Source organism: Pseudomonas sp. IT-P12 (genome assembly GCF_949767465.1).
In the GTDB taxonomy this organism is placed as follows: Bacteria; Pseudomonadota; Gammaproteobacteria; order Pseudomonadales; family Pseudomonadaceae; genus Aquipseudomonas.
Genome location: NZ_CATKPY010000021.1, coordinates 979,683 through 1,004,340 on the forward strand (window position 1 = coordinate 979,683; position 24,658 = coordinate 1,004,340).

At 61.2% G+C, this 24,658-nt stretch carries 26 protein-coding genes and 1 pseudogene; 17 read left to right on the plus strand and 10 right to left on the minus strand.

What is annotated here, in order from left to right:
- Positions 1 to 103: 103 nt before the first annotated feature.
- Together ACM6IM_RS13485 and ACM6IM_RS13490 are read right to left on the minus strand one after the other, a co-directional pair.
- Complete coding sequence (locus ACM6IM_RS13485) at positions 104 to 700, minus strand: tRNA-uridine aminocarboxypropyltransferase (RefSeq protein ID WP_414865372.1); 597 nt, start codon at positions 698 to 700, stop codon at positions 104 to 106.
- Between the two features lie 13 nt (positions 701 to 713).
- Complete coding sequence (locus tag ACM6IM_RS13490) at positions 714 to 1,610, minus strand: LysR family transcriptional regulator (protein ID WP_192302205.1); 897 nt, start codon at positions 1,608 to 1,610, stop codon at positions 714 to 716.
- Positions 1,611 to 1,954: 344 nt separating this feature from the next.
- Between ACM6IM_RS13490 and speB the strand changes: the two genes are divergently transcribed.
- The 6 genes from speB to ACM6IM_RS13520 all read left to right on the plus strand — a co-directional run bounded on the left by speB (position 1,955) and on the right by ACM6IM_RS13520 (position 7,551).
- Positions 1,955 to 2,905, plus strand: a complete 951-nt coding sequence (speB, locus tag ACM6IM_RS13495; protein ID WP_056853080.1) for an agmatinase — start codon at positions 1,955 to 1,957, stop codon at positions 2,903 to 2,905.
- A 9-nt stretch (positions 2,906 to 2,914) separates the two neighbouring features.
- Entirely contained in the window at positions 2,915 to 3,337 is a 423-nt protein-coding gene (locus ACM6IM_RS13500) for a YybH family protein (protein WP_414865373.1), read from the plus strand.
- 54 nt (positions 3,338 to 3,391) lie between these two features.
- Positions 3,392 to 4,897 carry a purine-cytosine permease family protein gene (locus tag ACM6IM_RS13505; RefSeq protein WP_414865374.1) on the plus strand — a complete coding sequence of 502 codons (1,506 nt, stop codon included), beginning with the start codon at positions 3,392 to 3,394 and terminating at the stop codon, positions 4,895 to 4,897.
- A gap of 164 nt (positions 4,898 to 5,061) precedes the next feature.
- Positions 5,062 to 6,441: a sodium:solute symporter gene (locus tag ACM6IM_RS13510; protein ID WP_192302208.1), complete on the plus strand. Its 1,380-nt coding sequence runs from the start codon at positions 5,062 to 5,064 to the stop codon at positions 6,439 to 6,441.
- A gap of 80 nt (positions 6,442 to 6,521) precedes the next feature.
- Positions 6,522 to 7,247, plus strand: a complete 726-nt coding sequence (locus ACM6IM_RS13515; protein WP_414865375.1) for an MBL fold metallo-hydrolase — start codon at positions 6,522 to 6,524, stop codon at positions 7,245 to 7,247.
- A gap of 52 nt (positions 7,248 to 7,299) precedes the next feature.
- Entirely contained in the window at positions 7,300 to 7,551 is a 252-nt protein-coding gene (locus tag ACM6IM_RS13520; RefSeq protein ID WP_192302210.1) for an acyl carrier protein, read from the plus strand.
- Between the two features lie 93 nt (positions 7,552 to 7,644).
- On the opposite strand, the gene ACM6IM_RS13525 is transcribed toward ACM6IM_RS13520, so the two are convergent.
- Positions 7,645 to 7,773, minus strand: a complete 129-nt coding sequence (locus ACM6IM_RS13525) for a PA1414 family protein (protein WP_007914492.1) — start codon at positions 7,771 to 7,773, stop codon at positions 7,645 to 7,647.
- Positions 7,774 to 7,912: 139 nt separating this feature from the next.
- Complete coding sequence (gene ptrR / locus ACM6IM_RS13530; protein WP_414865376.1) at positions 7,913 to 8,806, minus strand: putrescine utilization regulator PtrR; 894 nt, start codon at positions 8,804 to 8,806, stop codon at positions 7,913 to 7,915.
- Positions 8,807 to 8,909: 103 nt separating this feature from the next.
- Between ptrR and ACM6IM_RS13535 the strand changes: the two genes are divergently transcribed.
- Positions 8,910 to 10,088: an MFS transporter gene (locus tag ACM6IM_RS13535; protein ID WP_414865377.1), complete on the plus strand. Its 1,179-nt coding sequence runs from the start codon at positions 8,910 to 8,912 to the stop codon at positions 10,086 to 10,088.
- A gap of 45 nt (positions 10,089 to 10,133) precedes the next feature.
- Here ACM6IM_RS13535 and ACM6IM_RS13540 read toward each other — a convergent pair whose 3' ends face one another.
- On the minus strand, positions 10,134 to 10,970 hold the full coding sequence (locus ACM6IM_RS13540; protein WP_192302213.1) for a S1 RNA-binding domain-containing protein: 837 nt from the start codon (positions 10,968 to 10,970) through the stop codon (positions 10,134 to 10,136).
- Positions 10,971 to 11,327: 357 nt separating this feature from the next.
- Here ACM6IM_RS13540 and ACM6IM_RS13545 point away from each other — a divergent pair, with 357 nt between their 5' ends.
- The 3 genes from ACM6IM_RS13545 (at position 11,328) to ACM6IM_RS13555 (ending at position 13,352) form a co-directional block, all read left to right on the plus strand.
- Positions 11,328 to 11,507 carry a hypothetical protein gene (locus ACM6IM_RS13545; RefSeq protein ID WP_192302214.1) on the plus strand — a complete coding sequence of 60 codons (180 nt, stop codon included), beginning with the start codon at positions 11,328 to 11,330 and terminating at the stop codon, positions 11,505 to 11,507.
- 196 nt (positions 11,508 to 11,703) lie between these two features.
- Positions 11,704 to 12,420 (plus strand): TorF family putative porin, encoded by a 717-nt coding sequence (locus tag ACM6IM_RS13550; RefSeq protein ID WP_414865378.1) that lies wholly within the window; start codon positions 11,704 to 11,706, stop codon positions 12,418 to 12,420.
- A 65-nt stretch (positions 12,421 to 12,485) separates the two neighbouring features.
- Positions 12,486 to 13,352, plus strand: coding sequence for a DUF6279 family lipoprotein (locus ACM6IM_RS13555; protein WP_414865379.1), 867 nt, complete (start codon positions 12,486 to 12,488; stop codon positions 13,350 to 13,352).
- 128 nt (positions 13,353 to 13,480) lie between these two features.
- Here ACM6IM_RS13555 and ACM6IM_RS13560 read toward each other — a convergent pair whose 3' ends face one another.
- On the minus strand, positions 13,481 to 13,870 hold the full coding sequence (locus ACM6IM_RS13560) for a transcriptional regulator (RefSeq protein WP_192302847.1): 390 nt from the start codon (positions 13,868 to 13,870) through the stop codon (positions 13,481 to 13,483).
- Positions 13,871 to 14,047: 177 nt separating this feature from the next.
- Between ACM6IM_RS13560 and ACM6IM_RS13565 the strand changes: the two genes are divergently transcribed.
- Both ACM6IM_RS13565 and ACM6IM_RS13570 read left to right on the plus strand, forming a co-directional pair.
- The gene (locus tag ACM6IM_RS13565) at positions 14,048 to 14,782 is read left to right on the plus strand and encodes a DUF899 domain-containing protein (protein WP_414865380.1); all 735 of its coding nucleotides are present in this window, start codon (positions 14,048 to 14,050) and stop codon (positions 14,780 to 14,782) included.
- Positions 14,783 to 14,859: 77 nt separating this feature from the next.
- Positions 14,860 to 15,135, plus strand: coding sequence for a hypothetical protein (locus ACM6IM_RS13570; RefSeq protein ID WP_414865381.1), 276 nt, complete (start codon positions 14,860 to 14,862; stop codon positions 15,133 to 15,135).
- 71 nt (positions 15,136 to 15,206) lie between these two features.
- On the opposite strand, the gene ACM6IM_RS13575 is transcribed toward ACM6IM_RS13570, so the two are convergent.
- The gene (locus ACM6IM_RS13575; protein WP_192302219.1) at positions 15,207 to 16,553 is read right to left on the minus strand and encodes a DEAD/DEAH box helicase; all 1,347 of its coding nucleotides are present in this window, start codon (positions 16,551 to 16,553) and stop codon (positions 15,207 to 15,209) included.
- A 192-nt stretch (positions 16,554 to 16,745) separates the two neighbouring features.
- On the opposite strand from ACM6IM_RS13575, the gene ACM6IM_RS13580 reads away from it, so the two are divergent.
- Positions 16,746 to 18,044, plus strand: coding sequence for a mechanosensitive ion channel family protein (locus tag ACM6IM_RS13580; RefSeq protein WP_414865382.1), 1,299 nt, complete (start codon positions 16,746 to 16,748; stop codon positions 18,042 to 18,044).
- Between the two features lie 40 nt (positions 18,045 to 18,084).
- Here ACM6IM_RS13580 and ACM6IM_RS13585 read toward each other — a convergent pair whose 3' ends face one another.
- The 3 genes from ACM6IM_RS13585 to ACM6IM_RS13595 form a co-directional block, all read right to left on the minus strand.
- Positions 18,085 to 18,951: a carboxylate/amino acid/amine transporter gene (locus ACM6IM_RS13585; protein ID WP_201196015.1), complete on the minus strand. Its 867-nt coding sequence runs from the start codon at positions 18,949 to 18,951 to the stop codon at positions 18,085 to 18,087.
- Between the two features lie 333 nt (positions 18,952 to 19,284).
- Positions 19,285 to 19,884 carry an FMN-dependent NADH-azoreductase gene (locus tag ACM6IM_RS13590; protein ID WP_414865383.1) on the minus strand — a complete coding sequence of 200 codons (600 nt, stop codon included), beginning with the start codon at positions 19,882 to 19,884 and terminating at the stop codon, positions 19,285 to 19,287.
- Between the two features lie 162 nt (positions 19,885 to 20,046).
- A complete protein-coding gene (locus ACM6IM_RS13595; protein ID WP_192302225.1) occupies positions 20,047 to 20,361 on the minus strand; it encodes a 3-phosphoglycerate kinase in 315 nt (104 codons plus the stop codon).
- 49 nt (positions 20,362 to 20,410) lie between these two features.
- Between ACM6IM_RS13595 and ACM6IM_RS13600 the strand changes: the two genes are divergently transcribed.
- From ACM6IM_RS13600 to ACM6IM_RS13615, 4 genes and pseudogenes are all read left to right on the plus strand, one after another.
- Positions 20,411 to 21,334 carry a LysR family transcriptional regulator gene (locus ACM6IM_RS13600; protein ID WP_192302226.1) on the plus strand — a complete coding sequence of 308 codons (924 nt, stop codon included), beginning with the start codon at positions 20,411 to 20,413 and terminating at the stop codon, positions 21,332 to 21,334.
- A gap of 14 nt (positions 21,335 to 21,348) precedes the next feature.
- A pseudogene (locus ACM6IM_RS13605) lies at positions 21,349 to 22,154 on the plus strand (alpha/beta fold hydrolase).
- Between the two features lie 3 nt (positions 22,155 to 22,157).
- Positions 22,158 to 22,715: a peptidylprolyl isomerase gene (locus ACM6IM_RS13610; RefSeq protein WP_414865384.1), complete on the plus strand. Its 558-nt coding sequence runs from the start codon at positions 22,158 to 22,160 to the stop codon at positions 22,713 to 22,715.
- Positions 22,716 to 22,804: 89 nt separating this feature from the next.
- On the plus strand, positions 22,805 to 24,637 hold the full coding sequence (locus ACM6IM_RS13615) for an ABC transporter ATP-binding protein (protein WP_414865385.1): 1,833 nt from the start codon (positions 22,805 to 22,807) through the stop codon (positions 24,635 to 24,637).
- The last annotated feature ends 21 nt before the right edge of the window (positions 24,638 to 24,658 follow it).

Consider the following 24,658-nt stretch of genomic DNA (forward strand, 5'->3'; position numbering starts at 1 on the left):
GCAGGCTCGCTCCCACAGTGTTTTGTAGTGTTTACACGACCTGTGGACAACCGAGATCCCTTGGGAGCGAGCCTGCTCGCGATGAGGCCAGTACAGTCAACACTTATCTGTCCGCATGATTACGCTGAAAAACCTCCTCCCCCATCGCCGCGATCTGCCCCTCGATCAGCGCCTCGAACGGTTTCAGCAACGGCTCGAAACGGGCGGGCGCTTCCAGCACCTGCAACGCCTGCACAACCGCCTCCACCGTCGACAATGCCCCCGGCCCCGGTGCCTTGCGCAGTCGATAGCGCGACACGCCGCCGTCGGCCAGGGTCACCCGAGGGAGCGCCGCCAACAGCGGATTGAGGTGCAGCATCTTGCGCGCCTTGCGCCAGGTGCCATCGGGCACCACCAGCAGCAACGGCTGATCGGTCGAGCGGTAGGGCTGCATTGGCTGCGCCTCGTCGCCGGGAAACAACAATCGCGCCTGATACCCCGGCGGGTTCAACCGCTGCGGCAGGTCCTCGAACACCTCGCCGACGATCAATTCGGCGTTCTTCAATCCCAGCGCAGCCAGCCGCGCGGTGTTCAGTGCATGGTTCACTTCGCTGGGGTGTTGCAACAGCAATACCCGGGTGCGGCTGTCGAGGCTCGGAATCAATGCACACAGGCAATGACTTTGCGGGCGCAGGCAACGCGGGCAGTGGATTCTGGACATCGTTTGCTTTTCCTCAGGCCGCCTGGTTGAGTTGCGCCTTGAGCAGGTCGCGGAACGTCTGGATCAGCGGTTCGCGGCTGCGGCCACGGCGCACGATCATCGAGAACGGCGCCTGGTAACCGAAGGTCGCCGGCAGCAGCACGCGCAAGTCGCCCTTGTCCGCCCAAGCCTGGGCATAGTGCTCCGGCAGGTAGCCGATGTAGGCGCCGGACAGCACCAGAATCAGCTGCGCCTCCATGCTCTCCACCGTCGCCGCGCTGTGCTTGAAACCGTGGCGCGCCAGTTCGGCCTGGCTCCAGTAGCCCCGGCCGACCATGCGTTGCTGGGTAATGACTTGCTCGGGGATACGGCGCTCGGCGAACAGCGGATGGCGGTTGCTGCAATACAGCCAGTGCTGCTCGCGATACAGCGGCATGTACACCAGCCCACTCATGCGCGTGGAGAACGCACCGATGGCCAGGTCGAGGCGGTTGTCCTGCACGCCGAGTTGCAGTTCATACGGGCTCATGACCGAAAGGTGCAGGTGCACCGCCGGGTGTTCCTGACTGTAGGCGCCGATGGCTTCGGCGAACGGCAAGGCCTTGTCGCTGACGGTGGAATCGATCACCCCCAGGTTCAACGTGCCGCGCAACTCGCCCTTCAACGCCGCTGCGTATTGCTCGAAACCCTCGAGTTCGGCGAGCAGGCGCAGGGTTTCCTGATGGAACAGTTCGCCTTTGCTGGTCAGGCTGAAACCGCCCCGCCCGCGATGGCACAGCACCAGGCCAAGGGCGGCTTCGAGCTGACTCATGTAGGTACTGATCGCCGACGTCGAGAGATTGAGCTCCTGCTGGGCGTTGGCGAACCCCTGATGGCGGACCACGCTGACGAAGATGCGCAACAGTTTCAGGTCGGGTAAAGCGTTGGCCATGTCAAAAGCTCCAATGACGAGACGCGCGAAGCTCAAGCCAAGGCAGCCCCCTGTGGGAGCGAGCCTGCTCGCGATAGAGGATGTCCAGCCAACATCCATGTTGAATGACCCACCGCTATCGCGAGCAGGCTCGCTCCCACAAGGTTTGCTCTGGTATCGGGTTTTGCGTATGGCGTGAAGTCTATCCATCTCAGGGTCATTAGTTTAGAAAAATCTGAACTAAGTATTTGCCCGTAGCGATTCTTCCGCTCCCCGGCATTTCGCAGAATCGGCCCACAACGGTGCCCGTGCCTCCGCAGCCGGCGTATCCGCATAAATAAAACAACGACGATGAGGCCCTACCCGTGGACAAGATTCTTCACCAACCACTGGGCGGCAACGAAATGCCGCGCTTCGGCGGCATCGCCACCATGCTCCGACTCCCCCATGTACCGACCGCTGCCGGCCTGGACGCTGCCTTCGTTGGCGTGCCGCTGGACATCGGCACTTCGCTGCGCCCCGGCACCCGTTTCGGGCCACGGGACATCCGCGCCGAATCGGTGATGATCCGCCCGTACAACATGGCCACCGGTGCCGCGCCGTTCGACTCGCTGTCGGTGGCCGACATCGGCGACGTGGCGATCAACACCTTCAACCTGCTGGATGCCGTGCGGATCATCGAAGAATCCTACGACAACATCCTCGAACACGACGTGATCCCGCTGACCCTGGGCGGCGACCACACCATCACCCTGCCGATCCTGCGTGCCATCCACAAGAAGCACGGCAAGGTCGGCCTGGTGCACATCGATGCCCACGCCGACGTCAACGATCACATGTTCGGCGAGAAAATCGCTCACGGCACCACCTTCCGCCGCGCCGTCGAGGAAGGCCTGATCGACCCGGACCGCGTGGTGCAGATCGGCCTGCGTGCCCAGGGCTACACCGCTGACGACTTCAACTGGAGCCGCAACCAGGGCTTCCGCGTGGTCCAGGCCGAAGAGTGCTGGCACAAGTCCCTGGCGCCGCTGATGGCCGAAGTTCGCGAGAAGGTCGGTGGCGGCCCGGTGTACCTGAGTTTCGACATCGACGGCATCGACCCGGCCTGGGCACCTGGCACCGGCACTCCGGAAATCGGCGGCCTGACGACCATTCAGGCCATCGAGATCGTTCGTGGCTGCCAGGGGCTCGACCTGATCGGCTGCGATCTGGTAGAAGTCTCGCCCGCCTACGACACCACCGGCAACACCTCGCTGCTGGCCGCGAACCTGCTGTACGAAATGCTCTGCGTACTGCCCGGCGTCGTCCACCGCTGAGGATCGGCCATGACTGAACGTGATCAGGTTTTGCAAGCGGCCGCCGATCTGGTGGCCGCCTTTGCCCGCAACGATCGCGAGGCCTATTTCGGCGCCTTCAGCGCCGATGCCAGCTTCGTGTTCTACACCCTCGAACAGCCCCTGCTGTCGCGCGATGCCTACCAGGCGTTGTGGGACAGCTGGCGCGCCGAGGATGGCTTCGAAGTGCTGTCGTGCACGTCGAGCAACGCTTTCGTCAGCCTGCAGGGTGACGTGGCGATTTTCATCCATGACGTCGCCACCGAGCTGCGCATGCAAGGGGAGCAACACTTCAGCCAGGAGCGCGAGACGATTGTTTTCAGAAAACAGGCGTCTGGCCAAGAACAACAAGGCCTGTGGCTGGCCTGTCACGAACATTTATCCGCAATGCCGGAAGGGCTGCCAACACCTTAGCCAAACAGGTAACGCTCACACACGATGAGCGCGCCTTTATGATCGGAGCAGATCATGAATAAGAACAACAACGACCAAAGCCTTACGCAGATTGAAACCCACGGGGTCGAACAGATCCCGGACCACGAGCGCACCGCAGGGCCGACGGACTTGTTCCGGATGATCTTCGGCGGCTCGAACACCTTCGCCACCGCCGTGCTCGGCAGTTTCCCGGTGCTGTTCGGCCTGTCTTTTCAGGCCGGCGTGGCGGCCATCGTGCTGGGCGTGCTGCTCGGTTCGCTGATCCTCGCACCGATGGGCCTGTTCGGCCCGCTCAACGGCACCAACAATGCCGTGTCTTCCGGTGCGCACTTCGGCGTGCACGGGCGGATCGTCGGTTCGTTCCTGTCGCTGTTGACTGCGATCGCGTTCTTTTCGCTGTCGGTGTGGAGCTCGGGTGACGCGCTGATCGGAGGTGCCAAACGGCTGATCGGCCTGCCGGAAACCGACCTGACCCTGGGCCTGGCCTACGGACTGTTCGCGATCCTGGTATTGACCGTGTGCATCTACGGCTTCCGCTTCCTGCTGTGGGTCAACAAGATCGCGGTGTGGAGCGCCAGCCTGCTGTTCCTGCTGGGCGTCTTCGCCTTCGCCGGACCTTTCGATGTGAACTACGCCGGCACAGTGAGCCTTGGCCAGCCAGGCTTCTGGGCCGCCTTCATCGGCGCGGCACTGGTGGCGATGAGCAACCCGATTTCCTTCGGCGCGTTCCTCGGCGACTGGTCACGCTACATCCCCCGCGACACCTCCAAGCGCCAGATCATGGCGGCGGTGGTGATCTCGCAGATCGCCACGTTCATCCCGTTCCTGTTCGGCCTCGCGACCGCCACCATCGTGGCGATCAAGGCGCCGGACTACATCGCCGCCAACAACTACGTCGGTGGCCTGCTGGCCGTTTCGCCAAACTGGTTCTTCCTGCCGGTGTGCCTGATTGCGGTGATCGGCGGCATGTCCACCGGCACCACGTCGCTGTATGGCACCGGGCTGGACATGTCCAGCGTGTTCCCCAGAGTGCTGTCGCGGGTCAAGGCCACATTGCTGATCGGGGTGATGTCGATCGCCTTCATCTTCATCGGGCGCTTCGCGGCGAACCTGGTGCAGAGCGTATCGACCTTCGCCGTGTTGATCATCACCTGCACCACCCCGTGGATGGTGATCATGATCATCGGCCTGCTGGTGCGTCGCGGCTTCTACTGCCCCGATGACCTGCAGGTGTTCACCCGCGGCGAGAAAGGCGGTCGCTACTGGTTCGCCCACGGCTGGAACTGGCGCGGGCTGGGGGCCTGGATCCCGAGTGCGCTGGTGGGCCTGTGCTTCGTCAACCTGCCGGGGCAATTCGTCGGTGTGCTCGGCAACCTGGCGGATGGCATCGACATCAGCCTGCCGGTCACCCTGGGCCTGGCTTCGGTGGTGTACCTGGTGCTGTTGAGCCTGTTTCCGGAACCGGCTGCGGTGTTCGGGCCGGATGATGCGCGCAGCGAAGGCGCAACAACGGATACCGCGTTGCGCCAGGTTGCCTGATAGACGCCTTACCTGTGGGAGCGGGCTTGCCCGCGATGACCGCGGCACATCCGACATCGATGTGACTGACCGATCGCTATCGCGAGCAAGCCCGCTCCCACAAAAAGCAGTGCCACAGAACCTCTTTGTTTCACCATAAAAAAGACAATCGGAGACACGCCATCATGGCATTGGATTTATTCGTCGTTCTCATTTATGCCGCTGCGATGCTGGTCCTGGGCTACTTCGGCATGCGCAAGGCCAAGACCAACGAAGAGTTTCTGGTCGCCGGCCGTAACCTCGGTCCGACCTTGTACATGGGCACGATGGCGGCCACCGTTCTGGGCGGCGCCTCCACGGTCGGCACCGTACGCCTGGGCTATGTGCATGGCATCTCCGGTTTCTGGCTGTGCGCCGCACTGGGTTGCGGGATCGTGGCGCTGAACCTGTTTCTTGCCAAGCCGCTGTTGAAACTGAAGATCTACACCGTGACCCAGGTCCTGGAAAAACGCTACAACCCGATGGCCCGCTCCGCCAGCGCGGTGATCATGCTGGCCTACGCGCTGATGATCGGGGTGACCTCGATCCTGGCCATCGGCACCGTGTTGCAAGTGCTGTTCGGCCTGCCGTTCTGGGTGTCGGTGCTGCTCGGGGGTGGCGTGGTGGTGGTCTACTCGGCCATCGGCGGCATGTGGTCGCTGACCCTGACCGACATCGTCCAGTTCATCATCAAGACCGTCGGCCTGATGTTCATCCTCCTGCCAATCTGCCTGTACCGCGTGGGCGGCTGGGACGAACTGGTGACCAAACTGCCGGCGGCGAGCTTCAGCTTCACCACCATCGGTTGGGACACCATCATCACCTACTTCATGATCTACTTCTTCGGCATCCTGATCGGCCAGGACATCTGGCAACGGGTGTTCACGGTCAAGACCGCCAAGGTCGCGCAGTATGCCGGCACCGCCGCCGGTATCTACTGCATCATCTACGGCCTGGCCTGCGCCCTGATCGGCATGGCCGCCCACGTGCTGATCCCGGATCTGGACAACGTCAACAACGCGTTTGCCGCCATCGTCAAACTGTCCCTGCCGGATGGCATCCGTGGCCTGGTGATCGCCGCTGCGCTGGCCGCCATGATGTCCACTGCCAGCGCCGGCCTGCTCGCCGCCGCCACCACCCTGAGTGAAGACCTGCTGCCGAAACTGCGTGGCGGCAAACAGTCGAGCCTGGGACTCAACCGCCTGGTGACCTTGCTGACCGGTGTGGTCGTGCTGGGCATTGCCCTGGTGGTGAACGATGTGATCAGCGCCCTGACCCTGGCCTACAACCTGCTGGTGGGGGGCATGTTGATCCCGTTGATGGGTGCTATCTTCTGGAAACGCGCGACCACCGCCGGCGCCATCGCCAGCATGGGCCTGGGCTTTGCCACGGCCCTGCTGTTCATGGTCACGGACGGGCTGGACGCCAACACCCCGATCTACTACAGCCTGGCTGTTGGCCTGGTGAGTTTTGTGCTGGTGAGCCTGATGTCCCGTCGCCCGGCGGTGGTGGCCAGCGCCATCTGAGCCGGCCTTGACGAAGCTTTCTTCGACGGGTGTGGCGTCGGTTGCCACACCCGTTTTTTTTCGTCTGGAGAAACCCCTTGATGAAAATTGTTTCCCGCGATCAATGGTTCGAGGTCAAGCCCCTCGCCGACGGCATCCGCCTGATTCACGAGCCGTACATCCGCCCCTTCTACCGCTGCAACCTCTGGCACATCCAGGGCCGCGACAAGGACCTGCTGCTCGACAGCGGTTCCGGGCTGGTCAGCCTGCGCGAACAACTGCCCTGGCTCACCGAACGGCCGCTGGTGGCGGTGGCCAGCCATTGCCATTTCGATCACATTGCCGGTCACCACGAATTCGCGGAGCGCCTGGTGCACCCCGCCGAAGCCGAGATCCTCGCGGCACCGGACGGCGAAAATGACTTGAGTCGCGCCTTCGTCGGCGACGACATGTTCGAGGCCCATCCCGATTGCCCGCTGTGCTACGCCGAATACCGGGTCAAGGCCGCCCCGGCCACGGGGACGATCGAGGAAGGCGACGTGCTGGACCTGGGCAATCGCGCACTTCAGGTGCTGCACACACCCGGCCACTCGCCGGGCGGCATCAGCCTCTATGAAGCGGCGACCGAAACCCTGTTCAGCGGCGATATCATCTATGACGGGCCGCTGATCGAAGACGCCTACCACTCAGATCTCGGCGACTACGCCCGCAGCCTGCAACGCTTGCGTGCGCTGCCGATCCGCACGGTGCACGGAGGGCATTTCGGCAGTTTTTCCGGGGAACATCTGCGCAACATGATTGACCAGTGGCAGCGCTCGCATGACTGAAGCCTGCTGTACTCAAAGCGGGCCACACCTGTTACGCCCTTGAAGAACTCTCATGAAAAGAGCTGCCGTGCGTGCCGCCGTGCATCGCTTCATCAGCCGTCTGCTGGAAGACCAGGAGGACTTCGACGATGACGCCAGTCTGGTGGAGTTGGGTCTGGAAAAAGCGGATATAGAAGACCTGATCTTCCATCTGGAAGATGAACTGGGGCTGACGGCGTTTACCGCCGAAGAAGACCAGATGCTCAGGAACGCCAGGACGGCGAATGATTTGAGCCGGTTTTTGCTTGCCATTGCGCGGCACTGAACCTGCCAATGCCGGGAGGAACCGCGAGTCGGGCACCCGGATGGACAGCCATGCGGTGGCCGCGGCGGCTAGCGCATGGCGGCTTGAACGCGATTACCGGCGGCGTTGCTGGCGTCGACGCTGCTCGTCGTCCGTACGAATAGGCACAGGTTGCAAAGGCGGTTCGATCAGACCCAGCGCAACACCGAGGTCGTGCAGCCAGTTTTGAATTTTCTCTTTCATGGTGCCCCCTTCAGGGTAATGCTCGGTGGCTGAAATTCTGTAGCCCCTTCGCACTGATAATAGTCCGAAGTCCTACGCAATGCTCAGCAAAATCCGCAAGGATCTGTTACTGAATTGATCCAAATACCTGACCGTTAGTTCAAGCCGTTGCCTGCGCGGGCATCGCGGTCGACGGAAAATCCATCTGCTGCTGCTCGATCCAGGCATTCAGGTTCGCCCCGACCATGCCCTTGCGCCACATCAGCCAGGTGGTGGCACTGGCGAACGGCTCGGCCAGCGGGTGCACCGCGACGCTTTCGCGTCCTGGCAGGCTGGCGAGCATCGACTCCGCCATCAACGCCACCCCGGAACCGGCAATCACGCAGGCAAGCATCCCCTGGTAGGACTCGATCTCCATCGCCCGCCCCATGGTTGCATGGGCATGCGCAAACCAGGCTTCCAGGCGCATCCGGTACGAGCAGCCCTGGCGAAAGGTGAACACCGCACGCCCCTGCACATCCAGCGCACTACGTACCGGCGGGTGGTCGGCCTCGCTGATCAGCACCAGGCGTTCATCGCACAAAGGCACACCGTCGAGCCCTGCCAGCTCCAGCGGACCGTCCACCAGAGCCGCATCCAGGCGGCCGGTGAGCAGCCCCTCCAGCAGTTCACCGCTGGGCGCGGCCTGCACTTGCAGGTTCACGGCCGGGTAGGTGCGGTGATAGCGCGCCAACAACCTCGGCAGGTGGATAGCGGCGGTGCTGTACATCGTCCCCAGCACGAAATCCCCCGCCGGCTGCCCGCCCTGCACCGCCGCTTGCGCCTGGTCGCGCAGGCTGAACAATTTGGCGGTGTAGTCCAGCAGGACTTTTCCCGCAGGTGACAGCTGCAAGCGCTGACGCTCGCGAACGAAGAGTTCCACGCCCAACTGCTCTTCGAGCTGTTTAAGCCGGGTCGACAGGTTCGACGGCACCCGGTGCAGACGCTCGGCGGCACGGGTCACCGACCCCTCCTCGGCCACTGCCTGGAAAATCCGCAACTGGCTGAATTCCACGTCATTCTCCAAATCAGAACAAGTTACTCACTATTATTCATTTTTAAAGAAAGTCAATCAGTCCTAGCCTGACGGTCATTGATCTCTTGCCGGAACCCAGACCATGTCGCCTCTGATTCGCTTACTCGCCAGCTTCATCGCCCTCATGATGGCCATGGGTATCGGGCGATTCGCCCTCACCCCGCAAATGCCGCACCTGCTCAGCGAAGGTCAGATCGACCTGACCGCCGCCGGCCTGATTGCCGCCGCCAACTACCTGGGCTATTTCGTGGGGGCCGTGGACGCGATGTTCTCCCGTCGCCCCGAACAAGTACGGCAGCGGTTGCTCGGCGGGTTGTGGCTGTGTGTGGTACTGACCCTCGCGTCGTTCTGGGCCAACGGTTTCTGGTCGCACCTGGTGTTGCGCTTCGGCACGGGTGTGGCGAGCGCCTGGGTGCTGGTGATGATCACCGCACTGAGCCAGCCACTCGCCGCTGCAGCCGGCCGGCCACGACTGGGTGCGCTGGTGTTCGCCGGACCGGGCCTGGGGATTTTCCTCACGGGGTTGCTGGCGCTGGGCTCGCACCTGCTGGGGCAGACATCCGCCACTCTCTGGCTGGTGTATGCGGTGGTCGCCCTGGTGATGTTGCTGATGGTCCTGCCGTTCCTGCCACAACCGGCGCCCGCTGTTGCGGCCGCGCCCAACGCCACGCATTCGGGCAATCGGGGCATCGGTCGCCTGGGTGTGATCTACGGCTTGTACGGCCTGGGCTACATCATCCCGGCCACGTTCCTTTCGCAAATGGCCAACGCGCAATTCCACGGGCAATGGCAAGCCGATCTGTTCTGGCCATGCTTTGGCCTGGCGTCCGCGCTCGGCGTGGTGCTGGTCAGTCTTCGTAGACATAACCCGAATGCCACGCGTCATTGGTTGACGGCGACGTTGTGGTTGCAGGCGGCCGGTGTGTTTGCCTGCCTGTTGGGCAGCGGCGTCGGCCTGGCGCTGGGAGTGCTGCTGTGTGGTACGCCGTTCCTGGCCTGCATGCAGCTGGTGATGCAACGCTCGCGGGAGCAGGCCCCCCACGCCACCCAGCGCAATGCCGGTCTGCTGACCGCCTGTTTCGCCGTTGGCCAGCTCGCCGGCCCGCTGCTCGCCGCTTCGAGCAGCCATTTCAGCGGCGGATTGCAACCCGCCTTGATCGTGGCGGGCAGCGGCCTGCTCATTGCAGGTGGCTTGTCGTTCAGCCCGACCAGGGCCGGGCGCGGCCTTTGCGCCGGCGGAGCCACCACGCAGCAACGCTGAGCGCCCGACAAACGCACGAAGCGGCCCGCTGGGGCCGCTTCAAGGTCAGCTCAGCTCGATGCGATCCGCGTGAATGACGATCTGGCCATTTTTGTACAACGCACCGATGGCCTTCTTGAAGTTACCCTTGCTGACGCCGAACAGGCTGCTGATCAACGCGGGATCGCTCTTGTCACTGACGGCCAGGGTGCCGTTGTTTTCACGTAACTTGGCGAGGATCTTCGAGTTGAGGCTGGTGGCCGCTTCCTGGCCGACCGGTTGCAGGCTCAGGCTGATCTTGCCGTCGGCGCGGACTTCCTTGATAAAGCCCTTCTCCTGTTTGCCGGCGCGCATGAACTTGAAGATTTCGTTCTTGTGGATCAGGCCCCAGTGCTTGTTGTTGATGATTGCCTTGAACCCCATGTCGGTGGCTTCGGCAACCAGCAGATCAACTTCCTGGCCAGGCGCGTAGTTGGCCGGCGTCTTGTCCAGGTAGCGGTCCAGGCGAGCCGTGGCGGTGATGCGGCGGGTGTGTTTGTCGAGGTAGACATGCACCACCACATACTCGCCAGCGGTCATCTGGCGCTTTTCTTCGGAATAAGGCAGCAACAGATCCTTGGGCAATCCCCAATCCAGGAAAATACCGATGCTGTTGACTTCAACAACTTTCAAACTGGCAAATTCACCCACTTGAACTTTCGGCTTTTCGGTCGTTGCGATAAGTTTGTCATCGCTGTCCAGATAAACGAAAACATTGAGCCAGTCTTCATCTTCGCTGGGAATATCTTTTGGAATATAACGATTGGGCAAAAGAATCTCGCCATCCGCGCCACCGTCCAGATATAAACCGAAGTTAGTGTGTTTAACCACTTGCAAACTGTTGTAACGCCCGACTAAAGCCATTTCCAATACCCTCATTGCGTGGGCGGCATTCTACCTGTTTTTGCCGGCTGCGCCCGGCGCCCGCCCCCGCGGACCGAGAAAAGGTACGGAAAACCCTGATTTTCCTGTAATTCTCAGCCACATCTGGCCATTCGTCAGGCCGCCGTGACAACCGGCGCCCCCAGAGACCGGCGAAAAAATCATTTAACCCTGCTGATGTTCGTATTTAAAACAGCAGCTTACGGAGCTGTTTCGGCGATAACTTGCGATTGATTCGCGGACGCCCCTGTCCGTATCAGGGGATATTTACCAAGCAATTACCCGCTCGTTCCTGTACGATGACTGGCCAAATTGATTTTCTACAGGTAATTGGCCGCCATGCGCGTAAAAGCATCCAACAGCAAAGCAAAGCCAGCTCCAGCCGTTGAAACCAGCGAATCGATCAACGACCAGATTGCTGCTTTCCTCAAGTCCGGTGGCCAGATCCAGCAAATTGCCAAAGGCGTGAGCGGCCAGACCTTCGGCCCTTCCAAGCAGATCACCCTGGGCAAGAAATAATCCCCGCATCACCCGGTCCCTGAGCGCTTTGAGATTCGAAGCGCTTGGACTGACCTCCTCCTGTCGTACCCTTCAAAATTGCAGAAAATCGACGAACGGCCCTCGACGCCGGACATTCGTCGGTATGCTTGCACGCGTCTAGATCAAGCCTTTCATTGATTTTTCGTTTCTGCTCCTCGCGGTCATGGAGTGACGCATGCTCAAGCCCTCTCTTTTACTGCTCACGAGCCTGTTGTGGTGTTCGGTGGCCAGTGCGCAGATTTTCCAGCGTGAACTGGGGGACTTCGACCTCAAGCTCGGCACCACGCCCAGCCGCAGCATGGCCCAGGGTCTGGTCAAACCTTCGGCCACCGGCTCCTTTCACGGTGGCCTCGACCTCAGCCACGACAGCGGTTTCTACGTCGGCCAGTGGTCACCGAGCATGGGCTTGAGTCCGGGAAAAACCCTTGAAGTCGATTCCTACATGGGTTTTAAACAACCCTTCGATCAAACCCTGGGGTATGAAGTCGGGATGATTCATTACAGCTACCCGAGGGTGCAGACCCCCGATTCCCAACAACTCTTTGGCGGCCTGACATTGTTGGGCAGCCGATTCGGCGCCGCCTTCAGCAACGACCCGGACAAACAGAACAGCACCCTGTTCGCCGACCTGGGTGGCAATCAGCCGTTCGGCATCGGGATCAGCATGAAATACACCACCCACCAGCTCAACACTCCCGTCTCGGTGGATGGAGGCTACGTGGGCAGTTTCACCGATTGGTCGCTGAAATTGTCCCGACCGTTCATGGGCATCGACCTGGACCTGATCTACAGCGACTCCAGCCTCAGTGGCAGCGATTGCTCGGCCTACTCGGGGCGTAACGGTCAGTGCGACGGGCTGGTCACCCTCAAGGCCGAACGCGCGTTCTATTGATCGGCTGAACTGGCAGGCCCATCCTGCGTTCACATGAGAACCCAGGCTTTCGCAAGGACTCGCCCATGTCGCGCTGGTTGAAGTGTCTCGCCGTTGTCATCACCCTCAGTCTCGCCCTCGGTGCCTGCAGCCGGGTAGGCCTGGCCTATCGCAACCTCGACGTGATCATTCCCTGGACGCTCAGCGATTACCTGGACATGAACGGCGAACAGAAAGGCTGGTTCAACGAGCGCCTCAAGGAACACCTCACCTGGCACTGCACCACGCAACTGCCAGGCTACCTCGACTGGCTGGACCGCCTGCAGGGAATGGTCGCGAGCAACCAGGTCACGGACGCCGCCCTGCAAGCCCGTACCCAGGAAGCCAAGCAGGCGATAGCCCAGACCGCACGCGAGATCACGCCGTCGGCCATCGAGCTGTTGCAGGGGCTGAACGACCGGCAAGTCGCAGAGATGAACGAGGCCTTTGCCAAGGACCTGCGCAAGCGCCAGCAGGAATACCTCGAGCCTTCGCTCGACCAGCAGATCAAGGAACGCAGCGAACGCATGGAAAAACGCCTGAATGACTGGCTCGGGCCTATCAGCCCGACCCAGCAGCAGCGCGTTGTCAGTTGGTCGACCGCCCTGGGCGACCAGAACACCCAATGGATCGCCAACCGTGCCCATTGGCAGAAGCAGTTCAGCGCAGCCGTTGCACAACGCCAGAGTCCCGAATTCCCACAGAGAATCGAGACGCTTCTGGTGAATCGCGAGAGTTTATGGACGCAGGACTACCGCAAGGCTTACGCCAACACCGAAGCCCAGGCGCGCAGCCTGATTGTGGACCTGATGGCGCAAAGTACGCCGGCCCAGCGCCAGCGCTTGCAGAAGAAGATCGATGGGGTGCGCAAGGACTTCAATGATCTGAAGTGCCTGAAATCGGCCCAACGCTGAGAGCAAAGCCCCCCGTGCTGGAGCCAAGCCACTCGCGATAGCGCGTGTGCAGCCAACCTTGATGTTGGCCGGATACTCTCATCGCGAGCGGGCTCGCTCTTACAATGGACTCAACGATTCCAGGTGCATCAGGCAATCTGCGCCTTCGACGCCAGCTCATCAAACGTCACCTCATCCAGCGCATCGTCCTGCTCATCCAGCACCTGCCGCGGATGGTCATTGCCAGGGATACTGCTGTCGATCAGGCTCAACAACCTTGAACCGCGCATCGTCAGAATGTAGTTCGACCCCGTGCCGCCCTCTTCTTCGGGCCGAGGTTCGATGTAGCCGCGCTCGAGCAACAACTTTTCGTATTCACCCGCCACCGCTTTCAGATGATCCAGGTTTTCAGTCTGCTCACCCTCCGACGCTTTCTCCGCCGCGTACTGTTCGGCATAGGGCCGTGGCGTGAAGCTGGCTGCGCCGTTCTGCACTTCGTGCAGCAGGCGCTCAATCAAATCCCAGTTATAAGTCGTCATCCTGTTCAACCTCCAAAGCCCGTGAGTGTGATGGCCTTCATTGGTTGTGACCGGCTGCCGGGCCAGCCGTTCAGCCAGGTTTTTTGCCACGACCGACCGGCGGTATGTCGATCCTGGTGCGGGCCGAACGACTAGGCTGTGTCAGTCACCTCCCAGCGTTGCGCAGGAGTCAACCCGATGAACATTCAGAACCACCCGGTCGTGTCGCGAGAAGAATGGCTCGCGGCCCGCAAACAGCACCTGGCCCACGAAAAGGCCTTCACCCGGGAACGCGATAAACTCAGCGCCGAGCGGCGCGCCCTGCCCTGGGTGAAGATCGACAAGGACTATCGCTTTCAGGGCCCCCATGGCGAGCTGAAACTGGCCGACCTGTTCGGCGGTCGCAGTCAATTGGTCATCTACCACTTCATGTTTGCCGACGGCTGGGAGGAAGGCTGCCCAGGCTGCTCATTCCTGTCCGACCACATCGACGGTGCCAACCAGCACCTGGCCCATCATGACGTCGCTGTCGTGGCGGTTTCCCACGCACCATTGGCTGAATTCCAGGCGTTCAGACAGCGCATGGGCTGGAAATTCGATTGGGTGTCGTCAGCAGGCTGTGATTTCAACTACGACTTTGGCGTCTCGGCCCGCGCGGAAGATGTCGCCGCTGGCAAAGCCACGTACAACTACGAAAAGTCCGACGGTGCCGAAGAGGAGCTTCCCGGTCTGAGCGTGTTTTATCGCAGTGAAGCAGGCGAGATCTTCCACACCTACTCCACTTACGCCCGCGGCCTCGACCTGCTGGTCGGCGCCTACAACTTCCTCGACCTGACGCCCAAAGGCCGCAATGAAGAACAAATCATGGAATGGGTACGGCATCACGATCGCTATGAAGACAAGACCGCCTCGAGCTGTTGTCACAGCGGGTAATCCAGGCAAACGGCGGAACTTTCGTGGCCCGGGCGCCCTCAACCGATTGACCGCCCAAACGGAATCGAGGCCACGCCATGAAAAGCCTGCTGAACATCACCCTCGCCACCGCACTCGCCTGCGCCCTGCCCGCCTGGGCCTGCACGCCCGAGGAAGCCACTGCCAAGCGCGAACAGCTCGCCCGTGAAGTCACCAAGCTCACCGAGCAGAATCCGGCCAAGGCCAAGGAGATCAACGACGAGCTGCAGAAGATGGACCTGGGCACGGCCAGTGCGGACCTGCCGGACAAATGCCAATTGATCGACCAGCGCCTGAAAGAATTGGGGTCGGCGGAAAAGAAAGCCGAGAGTTGATCGCTTCAAGCGAATTGCACGCCAAAAAAAACCGGACGTCTGTCCGGTTTTTTTAGGCGCGGGTGCGGGGCTTACTCAGCCGCCGGAGCCTGCGGTTTGCGACGCTTGAGCGGTGCCATGCCGTCCTTGCTGACCAGCGACGGCACTTCGGCCTTCGGACGGTTGGCGCTCTTGCGCTTGGTCGGAGTCTTGGCGGCCACTTTTTTCTTGTCGCCCTTGGCGTCGGTCTTTTTCTTCTTCACGCCGACGGCTTTGCCCGAGGCCTTGACCTTTTTCGGCCCGCCGTAGGTGCCTTTGACTTCTTTGATGGTGCGGCGCTCGAAGCTCTGCTTGAGGTAGCGCTCGATGCTCGACATCAGGTTCCAGTCGCCATGGCAGATCAGCGAGATCGCCAGGCCATCGTTGCCGGCGCGACCGGTGCGACCGATGCGGTGAACGTATTCGTCGCCGCTGCGTGGCATGTCGAAGTTGATCACCAGGTCCAGGCCGTCCACATCCAGACCGCGCGCGGCAACGTCGGTGGCGACGAGGATTTTCACGCCGCCCTGCTTCAGGCGATCGATGGCCAGCTTGCGGTCCTTCTGGTCTTTTTCACCGTGCAGGACGAACGCCTTGTACTCCTGCGCCACCAGGCGACCGTAGATGCGGTCGGCCATGGCCCGGGTATTGGTGAAGATAATGGCCTTCTGGTAGGTCTCGTTGGCCAGCAACCAGTTCACGATCTGCTCTTTGTGCTGATTGTGGTCAGCGGTGATGATCTGCTGGCGGGTGGTTTCGTTCAGTTGGCTGACCGCGTTGAGCTGCAGGTGCTCAGGGTTGTTCAGGACCTTGGCGACCATCTCGCGCAACCCCGAACCCCCGGTGGTGGCGGAGAACAGCATGGTTTGCTGGCGGTTGGCGCATTCGTCCACCAGACGCTGTACATCATCGGCGAAGCCCATGTCGAGCATGCGGTCGGCTTCGTCGAGGACCAGCACCTCGACTTCTTTCAAGTCGAGGTTGCCGGCGTTCAACTGCTCGATCATCCGCCCCGGCGTGCCGATCAGGATGTCCGGCACCTTGCGCAGCATCGCGGCCTGGACCTTGAAGTCTTCACCGCCGGTGATCAGGCCGGACTTGATGAACGTGAACTGGGAAAAGCGTTCGACTTCCTTCAAGGTCTGCTGGGCCAGTTCACGGGTCGGCAGCAAGATCAGGGTCTTGATGCTGACACGGACTTTCGCCGGGCCGATCAGACGGTTGAGGATGGGCAAGACGAAAGCCGCGGTTTTGCCGCTGCCGGTTTGCGCCGTCACCCGCAGGTCACGCCCCTGGAGCGCGAGCGGAATAGCCGCTGCTTGCACAGGCGTAGGCTCGACAAATTTAAGCTCGGCCACGGCTTTGAGCAGGCGTTCGTGCAGGGCGAATTCGGAAAACACGGGTGCTACCTCGAAGAAATGCAAAAAATCAGCGGTATAGGTTACCGGTTTCGGGCGCGTAGGCCGAGTTTCTTTATGCAATCGGCGGCAAACAGTGGCTTTTGTGTATCGTCCATTGTCTTCAAATGTCATCCCACGCGTCTTAAATGCTCTAATCGCTCGACGCGTCCTACAGAAGAACCGGTTTTACTTATGGATATTCAACAGCTCTGGATCAACCTGCAAGACCTGTGGGGAGCGCTCGACCATCACCCTCTCCTGCGTTCCAGCCTCGGCCTGCTGACATTGCTGGTGGTGGCGCTGGCCCTCGGACGAGTGGCGCGCTACCTGATTCTGCACGCGACCAAAATGCTCGGCCGTCAACCGGCACTGCACTGGATCAACGACTTCCGGCAGAACAAGGTGTTTCATCGCCTGGCACAGATGACCCCGCCGCTGTTGATCCAGTTCGGCCTGCACCTGGTGCCGGAACTGGGCAAGACCAGCCTGCTGTTCCTCGGCAACGTCGCGCTGGCGTTCACCATCCTGTTCATGCTGCTGGCCGTCAGCGCCCTGCTCAATGCGCTGCTGGACATCTACGCCCGCACCGAACACGCCCGGACCCGCTCGATCAAAGGCTACGTGCAACTGACGAAAATGGTCCTGTACGTCTTCGGTGCGATCATCATCGTCGCCACCCTGATCGATCGTTCGCCCCTGTTGTTGCTGTCGGGTCTGGGTGCCATGTCGGCGGTGATCCTGTTGGTCTACAAGGACACGCTGCTGTCGTTCGTCGCCAGCGTGCAACTGACCAGCAACGATATGTTGCGGGTCGGCGACTGGATCGAGATGCCTCAGGTGGGTGCCGACGGCGACGTGGTGGACATCACGTTGCACACCGTCAAGGTGCAGAACTTCGACAAGACCATCGTCTCCATCCCCACCTGGCGCCTGATGTCCGAGTCGTTCAGGAACTGGCGCGGCATGCAGCAATCCGGTGGTCGCCGGATCAAACGAAGCCTGTTCATCGATGCCAGCGGTGTGCGCTTCATCCGCGATGACGAAGAGCAGAAGCTGGCCCAGGTGCACCTGCTGACCGACTACATCAGTCGCAAACAGGCCGAACTCAAGGCCTGGAACGAAGCCCAGGGCAATGTGGCGGCGATGTCGGCCAACCGTCGACGGATGACCAACATCGGCACCTTTCGCGCCTATGCGCTGGCTTATCTGAAAAGCCATCCGGAGGTCCAGCCGAACATGACCTGCATGGTGCGGCAGATGCAGACCACGGCCCAGGGCATACCCCTTGAGATTTACTGCTTCACCCGGACCACGGTGTGGGCCGATTACGAGCGGATCCAGGGGGATATTTTCGATTACTTGCTGGCGGTGCTGCCGGAGTTTGGCTTGAGTCTGTATCAGCAACCCAGTGGCGGGGATCTCCGGGCCGGGTTGCTACCGGCGGTGCTGGGTGCCAGTCATATCCCGCAAGCCGAAAAACACATCATGTAAGAACGAAGTCCCTGTGGGAGTGGGCGTGCTCCCACAGCTATCAATGGGCAACGACAGGACGACGTACACCCAGCCGGCTGATCCACACCGCCGCCAGAATCACCGACCCGCCCAACAGCAATCGCCCCAGTTCCTCATGCTGATTCCAGATCAGCAAATTGAGCAGCAGCCCCACGGGCACGTGCAGGTTGTTCATCACCGCCAGCGTGCCGCCATTGACCAGGCACGCGCCCTTGTTCCACCAGTACAACCCCAGTGCGGTCGAAACCAGGCCAAGGAATACCAGCACGCCCCATTGCAGCGGCGCTTCGGGCAGGAAGTTCTGTTTGCCGAACAGCAGAAACGCCGGCAAGGCCACCGCCAGTGCCCCCAGGTAGAAGTAACCGAAGCGCCGGTAATGCGGCAGGTCGCTCGGATGCCGCGCCACCAGATGCTTGTAGAGCACTTGCCCGGCGGCGTAGGTGAAATTGGCCAGTTGCAGCAGCAGGAACCCCATGAAGAAATCCGGGTTGATGCGGTCATAGCGAATCACCGCCGCCCCCATCACTGCCACCAGTGCGGCGACCAGGGCCCAGGGATTGAAACGCCGGTTCAGTGCGTCTTCGATCAAGGTCACATGCAGCGGCGTAAGAATGGTGAACAGCAGCACTTCGGGCACGGTCAGCACCCGGAAGCTGAGGTACAGGCAGACGTAGGTCACGCCAAACTGCAACGCGCCGATCAGCAGCATGCCGCGCATGAACGCCGGCTCCACCGAGCGCCAGCGTGTCAGGGGAATGAACACCAGCCCCGCCAGCAAAACCCGCACCAGCACCGCAAAGTAACTGTCGACATGACCGGCCAGGTATTCGCCGATCAGACTGAAGGAAAACGCCTGGATCAGCGTGACAAAAAGTAGATAGCCCATGTTCGCCTCGTTTGGAATGGCGGCGACGATAGCGGTTTTTATCAAGGATCGCGAGAACACCTGGAACACTGTGGGAGCGAGCCTGCTCGCGATAGCGTTATGTCAGAAATGAAGGGCGACTGGCACAGCACAATCGCGAGCAGGCTCGCTCCCACAGGAGGCATCGGTAAATCGGCAAATCCCAGGCAAAAAAAAGCCCGATCTCGCTAATGCGTACAATCGGGCGGCAGCACTCAGGAGCAACAAGTGCAAAGGGAGGTTCGATGCGCGTGAAACCTTGAAGGGGATTCGCCAGACCATTTGACCCTCAAGGGATTATCTGGCGATTAAAGCTCAAGCCACCTGGGCGAGTTTGGCGTTGGCCTGGTTCAGGCCCTTCTCCTGGAAGTCACCGCCCAGGTTCATGCCTTCGGCATGGATGAAGGTCACGTCGTGGATGCCGATGAAACCCATGACCTGACGCAGGTACGGTTCCTGATGGTCCGCCGGGCCACCGGCGTAGATCCCGCCGCGAGCCGTCAACACGTAGGCACGCTTGCCGCTGAGCAGGCCTTGCGGGCCGGTGTCGGTGTACTTGAAGGTCACGCCGGCACGCAGCACATGGTCGAGCCAGGCCTTCAGGGTGCTCGGGATGGCGAAGTTGTACATCGGTGCGGCCAGGACCAGTACATCGGCGGCCAACACTTCATCGGTCAGTTGGTTGGAACGCTCCAGGGATGCCTGTTCGATCTCGCCGCGCAGCTCGGCGGATTTCATCCAGCCGCCCAGCAGGTTGATGTCCAGGTGCGGCACCGGGTTGACGGCCAGGTCACGGACGGTGATCTGGTCTTGCGGATGCGCGGCTTTCCACTGGCTGATGAAGGTCTGGGTCAGTTGACGCGAAACCGAGTCTTGCTGACGTGCGCTGCTTTCGATGATCAGAACGCGGGACATGGGATGTAGCCTCCATCTGAGAATGCTGTAAGTCGATGGAGTGAAGGTTAAACAGAGTCATATCGATGAAAAAGCGCAAATAACTGCTACAACCCATCAATAAATTCGTTTATAAGCTGAGCATGCCCTGTGGGAGGCAACCGGCTCCCACAGGACCCGAGGCTATTTCGGGGTACAGGTCAGCTTGATGCGCATCTTGATGATGGAGCGGTTGAACTTGGCGGTCGCGGTCTTGTGTTTGCCGGCAGCCACTTCGATGTTGCGGGTGCGTGGCGCCTCCGGACCATTATTGAAGACGACCTTGCACGATGCATCGGTGGTGCCGTAGTTGTTCACCTGGATAGAGGCAATGTCGGTATCCGTGTCGTTGGCGTTGTAGTCGATGCTCAGGCCGTTCAGCTGTTTTTGCACATCGATCGGGTAGGCAAACGCCGTCAATGGCAACAACGCCAGGACCAGACAACACAATTTTTTCATTCGGCAGTCTCCAATAGGGACCGCCAGCTTAGGACAAGAGGAGCTCAACATGAAAGCGCCCCGCGTGACCCTTGATCAATGGCGAACGCTGCAGGCCGTGGTCGACCACGGCGGCTTCGCCCAGGCCGCCGAAGCGCTGCACCGCTCGCAATCGTCAGTCAGCTACACCGTGGCACGCATGCAGGACCAGCTCGGCGTGCCGTTGCTGCGGATCGACGGCCGCAAGGCCGTGTTGACCGAAGCCGGCGGCGTGCTGCTGCGCCGTTCCCGGCAACTGGTGAAACAGGCCAGCCAGCTGGAAGACCTCGCGCACCACATGGAGCAAGGCTGGGAGGCGGAGGTGCGGCTGGTGGTGGACGCCGCCTACCCGAGCGCCCGCCTCGTCCGCGCCTTGACCGCGTTCATGCCGCAAAGCCGTGGCTGCCGCGTGCGCCTGCGCGAGGAAGTGTTGTCGGGTGTGGAAGAGGTCCTGCTCGAAGGCGTGGCCGACCTGGCGATCACCGGCTTCAGCATTCCGGGCTACCTGGGCACGGAATTGAGTGACGTCGAGTTCGTCGCCGTAGCCCACCCCGAGCACGCCCTGCACCGTTTGAACCGCGAGCTGAACTTCCAGGACCTGGAAAGCCAGATGCAAGTGGTGATCCGCGACTCCGGCCGCCAGCAGCCTCGGGATGTCGGCTGGCTCGGCGCCGAGCAACGCTGGACGGTCGGCAGCCTGGCCACGGCGGCGACGTTCGTCAGCAGCGGACTGGGTTTTGCCTGGTTGCCCCGGCACATGATCGAGCGGGAACTCAGGGAAGGTTCGCTCAAGCTGCTACCGTTGGATAAGGGCGGCAGCCGCAATCCGAGCTTCTACCTGTATTCGAACAAGGACAAACCGCTGGGGCCGGCGACGCAAATCCTCATCGACCTGCTGCGCAACTTCGACACCGCGCCGCTGGACGCACCGTTCGCCGCCCCCGAACAAGCCTGACACGGAGTGAACCGATGGCCTATTTCGAACATGAAGGTTGCCACCTGCACTACGAGGAATATGGCCACGGCGAACCGCTGCTGCTGGTCCACGGCCTGGGTTCCAGCACCCTGGACTGGGAAATGCAGATCCCGGCACTGTCCGCCCGCTATAGGGTGATCGTGCCCGATGTACGCGGCCACGGACGCTCGGACAAACCCCGCGAGCGCTACAGCATCGCCGGATTCAGTGCCGACCTGATCGCCCTGATCGAGCATTTGAACCTGGGCCCGGTGCATTATGTGGGCCTGTCCATGGGCGGCATGATCGGTTTTCAACTGGCGGTGGACCAACCGCAATTGCTCAAGAGCCTGTGCATCGTCAACAGCGCGCCACAGGTCAAGCTGCGCAGCCGCAACGACTACTGGCAGTGGTTCAAGCGCTGGAGTCTGATGCGGGTGCTGAGCCTGGGCACCATCGGCCGGACCCTGGGAGCCAAGCTTTTCCCGAAACCGGACCAGGCCCGGTTACGTGAAAAGATGGCCGAACGCTGGGCAAAAAACGACAAACGTGCTTATCTCGCCAGCTTCGACGCCATCGTTGGCTGGGGTGTTCAGGAACGACTGTCCAGGGTGTCCTGTCCAACCCTCATCGTCAGCGCCGACCGTGACTACACACCGGTCTCGCTGAAGGAGACGTACGTCAAACTGCTGCCCGATGCGCGGCTGGTGGTGATCGCCGATTCACGCCACGCCACCCCGCTGGATCAACCGCAACGTTTCAATCAAACCCTGCTCGAGTTTCTCACCGCAGTCGACACCACTTCACTCAGGATCACTGACCCATGCTGAAAAAAATCGTCCTCGTCGCCGGCTCCGTTCTGTTTGCCGCCAACCTGATGGCCGCCACGCCTGCCAAGGCGCCACACGTGCTGCTGGACACCACCAATGGCCAGATCGAAATCGAACTGGACCCGGTCAAGGCACCGATCAGTACCAAGAACTTCCTTGAATACGTCGACAGCGGCTTCTACAACAACACGATTTTCCACCGTGTGATTCCGGGCTTCATGGTCCAGGGCGGCGGTTTCACCCAGCAGATGCAGCAGAAGGACACCAAGGCGCCGATCCAGAACGAGTCGAAAAACGGCCTGCATAACGTGCGTGGCACGCTGTCCATGGCCCGCACCTCGAACCCGAACTCGGCCACCAGTCAGTTCTTCATCAACGTCAAGGACAACGATTTCCTCGACCAGGGTGATGGCTACGCGGTGTTCGGCAAAGTCGTGAAGGGCATGGACGTCGTCGACATCATCGTCAACTCGCCAACCACCGTCCGTGGTGGCATGAAGGATGTGCCTGCCGACCCTGTGTTCATCAAGTCGGCCAAGCGCATCGACTGAGAACCACGCGCACAGGGATGTAGAGCCGGCGCCGGTCACGGCGCCGCTCTCAGCGTTTGAAGAAGAGCCCGTTAGCGGGCGGAGAAGCAATGCTTTATCGCCGTTTTGAACAACTGATCGATGTCTTCCGTGACGCTCCGACGGCGGCGCCGCCGGACCGTGTTTTCCCCTTCTACACCTATTACCTGAAGCAGGTCTGGCCGAGCTTTGCCGCCCTGCTGACCGTTGGCCTGTTCGGTGCGCTGATCGAAGTGGCGCTATTCAGCTACCTGAGCCGTATCATCGACCTGGCCCAGGGCACGCCCAACGTCAACTTCTTCAAGGACCACGGCCTCGAGCTGGCCTGGATGGCCGTGGTGGCGCTGGTCCTGCGCCCGGTGTTCGTGGGCCTGCATGACCTGCTGGTGCACCAGACGCTGAGCCCGAGCATGACCAGCCTGATCCGCTGGCAGAACCACAGCTACGTGCTCAAACAGAGCCTGAACTTCTTCCAGAACGACTTCGCCGGGCGCATCGCCCAACGCATCATGCAGACTGGCAACTCCCTGCGCGATTCCGCCGTGCAGGCGGTGGACGCCCTCTGGCACGTGTTGATCTACGCGATCAGTTCGCTGGTGCTGTTCGCCGAAGCCGACTGGCGCCTGATGATTCCGTTGTTGAGCTGGATCGCCGCCTACATAGGCGCGCTCTACTACTTTGTGCCCCGGGTCAAGGAGCGCTCGGTGGTGTCCTCGGATGCGCGCTCCAAGCTGATGGGCCGCATCGTCGACGGCTACACCAATATCACCACGCTGAAGCTGTTTGCCCACACCAACTACGAGCAACAGTACGCCCGGGAAGCGATCGAGGAACAGACCGTCAAAGCCCAGCTGGCCGGCCGCGTGGTCACCAGCATGGACGTGGTCATCACCAGCATGAACGGCCTGCTGATCGTCACCACCACCGGCCTGGCGCTGTGGCTGTGGACGCAGTCGCTGATCACCGTGGGCGCCATCGCCCTGGCCACCGGCCTGGTGATTCGTATCGTCAACATGTCCGGGTGGATCATGTGGGTGGTCACCGGCATCTTCGAAAACATCGGCATGGTCCAGGACGGTTTGCAGACCATCTCGCAACCGGTCAGCGTCACCGACCGCGAAGAAGCCAAGCCGTTGGCCGTGGCCCGTGGCGAAGTGCGCTTCGAGCACGTGGATTTTCACTACGGCAAGAAAAGCGGGATCATCGGCGACCTCAACCTGACGATCAGACCCGGTGAGAAAATCGGCCTGATCGGCCCGTCCGGCGCCGGTAAATCGACTCTGGTCAACCTGCTGCTGCGCCTCTACGACGTGCAGGGTGGGCAGATCCTCATCGACGGCCAGAACATCGCCGAGGTCGGCCAGGAGAGCCTGCGTGCGCGCATCGGCATGATCACCCAGGACACCTCGCTGCTGCACCGTTCGATCCGCGACAACCTGCTCTATGGCAAACCCGATGCCACCGACGCCGAACTCTGGGAGGCGGTGCACAAGGCCCGCGCCGACGAGTTCATCCCGTTGCTGTCGGACGCCGAAGGCCGTATCGGCTTCGATGCCCATGTCGGTGAACGCGGGGTCAAGCTTTCCGGTGGCCAACGGCAACGGATCGCCATCGCCCGGGTGCTGCTCAAGGACGCGCCGATCCTGATCATGGACGAAGCCACCTCGGCGCTGGATTCGGAAGTCGAAGCCGCGATCCAGGAGAGCCTGGAAACCCTGATGCAAGGCAAGACCGTGATCGCCATCGCCCACCGCCTCTCGACCATTGCCCGCATGGACCGGCTGGTGGTCCTGGAAAAAGGCCGGATCGCGGAGATGGGCACCCACGCCGAACTGCTGGCCCACGGCGGGCTGTATGCACGGTTATGGCAGCACCAGACGGGTGGGTTCGTCGGAATCGATTGATCGCTGGGAGAGAGCAGGCTC

Excerpts from the sequence above, each read along its gene's own strand:
- ACM6IM_RS13485 (WP_414865372.1), bottom strand. The coding sequence starts at position 700 with ATGTCCAGAATCCACTGCCCGCGTTGCCTGCGCCCGCAAAGTCATTGC.
- ACM6IM_RS13490 (WP_192302205.1), bottom strand. The coding sequence starts at position 1,610 with ATGGCCAACGCTTTACCCGACCTGAAACTGTTGCGCATCTTCGTCAGC.
- ACM6IM_RS13500 (WP_414865373.1), top strand. The coding sequence starts at position 2,915 with ATGACTGAACGTGATCAGGTTTTGCAAGCGGCCGCCGATCTGGTGGCC.
- ACM6IM_RS13505 (WP_414865374.1), top strand. The coding sequence starts at position 3,392 with ATGAATAAGAACAACAACGACCAAAGCCTTACGCAGATTGAAACCCAC.
- ACM6IM_RS13510 (WP_192302208.1), top strand. The coding sequence starts at position 5,062 with ATGGCATTGGATTTATTCGTCGTTCTCATTTATGCCGCTGCGATGCTG.
- ACM6IM_RS13515 (WP_414865375.1), top strand. The coding sequence starts at position 6,522 with ATGAAAATTGTTTCCCGCGATCAATGGTTCGAGGTCAAGCCCCTCGCC.
- ACM6IM_RS13520 (WP_192302210.1), top strand. The coding sequence starts at position 7,300 with ATGAAAAGAGCTGCCGTGCGTGCCGCCGTGCATCGCTTCATCAGCCGT.
- ACM6IM_RS13525 (WP_007914492.1), bottom strand. The coding sequence starts at position 7,773 with ATGAAAGAGAAAATTCAAAACTGGCTGCACGACCTCGGTGTTGCGCTG.
- ACM6IM_RS13535 (WP_414865377.1), top strand. The coding sequence starts at position 8,910 with ATGTCGCCTCTGATTCGCTTACTCGCCAGCTTCATCGCCCTCATGATG.
- ACM6IM_RS13540 (WP_192302213.1), bottom strand. The coding sequence starts at position 10,970 with ATGGCTTTAGTCGGGCGTTACAACAGTTTGCAAGTGGTTAAACACACT.
- ACM6IM_RS13545 (WP_192302214.1), top strand. The coding sequence starts at position 11,328 with ATGCGCGTAAAAGCATCCAACAGCAAAGCAAAGCCAGCTCCAGCCGTT.
- ACM6IM_RS13550 (WP_414865378.1), top strand. The coding sequence starts at position 11,704 with ATGCTCAAGCCCTCTCTTTTACTGCTCACGAGCCTGTTGTGGTGTTCG.
- ACM6IM_RS13555 (WP_414865379.1), top strand. The coding sequence starts at position 12,486 with ATGTCGCGCTGGTTGAAGTGTCTCGCCGTTGTCATCACCCTCAGTCTC.
- ACM6IM_RS13560 (WP_192302847.1), bottom strand. The coding sequence starts at position 13,870 with ATGACGACTTATAACTGGGATTTGATTGAGCGCCTGCTGCACGAAGTG.
- ACM6IM_RS13565 (WP_414865380.1), top strand. The coding sequence starts at position 14,048 with ATGAACATTCAGAACCACCCGGTCGTGTCGCGAGAAGAATGGCTCGCG.
- ACM6IM_RS13570 (WP_414865381.1), top strand. The coding sequence starts at position 14,860 with ATGAAAAGCCTGCTGAACATCACCCTCGCCACCGCACTCGCCTGCGCC.
- ACM6IM_RS13580 (WP_414865382.1), top strand. The coding sequence starts at position 16,746 with ATGGATATTCAACAGCTCTGGATCAACCTGCAAGACCTGTGGGGAGCG.
- ACM6IM_RS13585 (WP_201196015.1), bottom strand. The coding sequence starts at position 18,951 with ATGGGCTATCTACTTTTTGTCACGCTGATCCAGGCGTTTTCCTTCAGT.
- ACM6IM_RS13590 (WP_414865383.1), bottom strand. The coding sequence starts at position 19,884 with ATGTCCCGCGTTCTGATCATCGAAAGCAGCGCACGTCAGCAAGACTCG.
- ACM6IM_RS13595 (WP_192302225.1), bottom strand. The coding sequence starts at position 20,361 with ATGAAAAAATTGTGTTGTCTGGTCCTGGCGTTGTTGCCATTGACGGCG.
- ACM6IM_RS13600 (WP_192302226.1), top strand. The coding sequence starts at position 20,411 with ATGAAAGCGCCCCGCGTGACCCTTGATCAATGGCGAACGCTGCAGGCC.
- ACM6IM_RS13610 (WP_414865384.1), top strand. The coding sequence starts at position 22,158 with ATGCTGAAAAAAATCGTCCTCGTCGCCGGCTCCGTTCTGTTTGCCGCC.
- ACM6IM_RS13615 (WP_414865385.1), top strand. The coding sequence starts at position 22,805 with ATGCTTTATCGCCGTTTTGAACAACTGATCGATGTCTTCCGTGACGCT.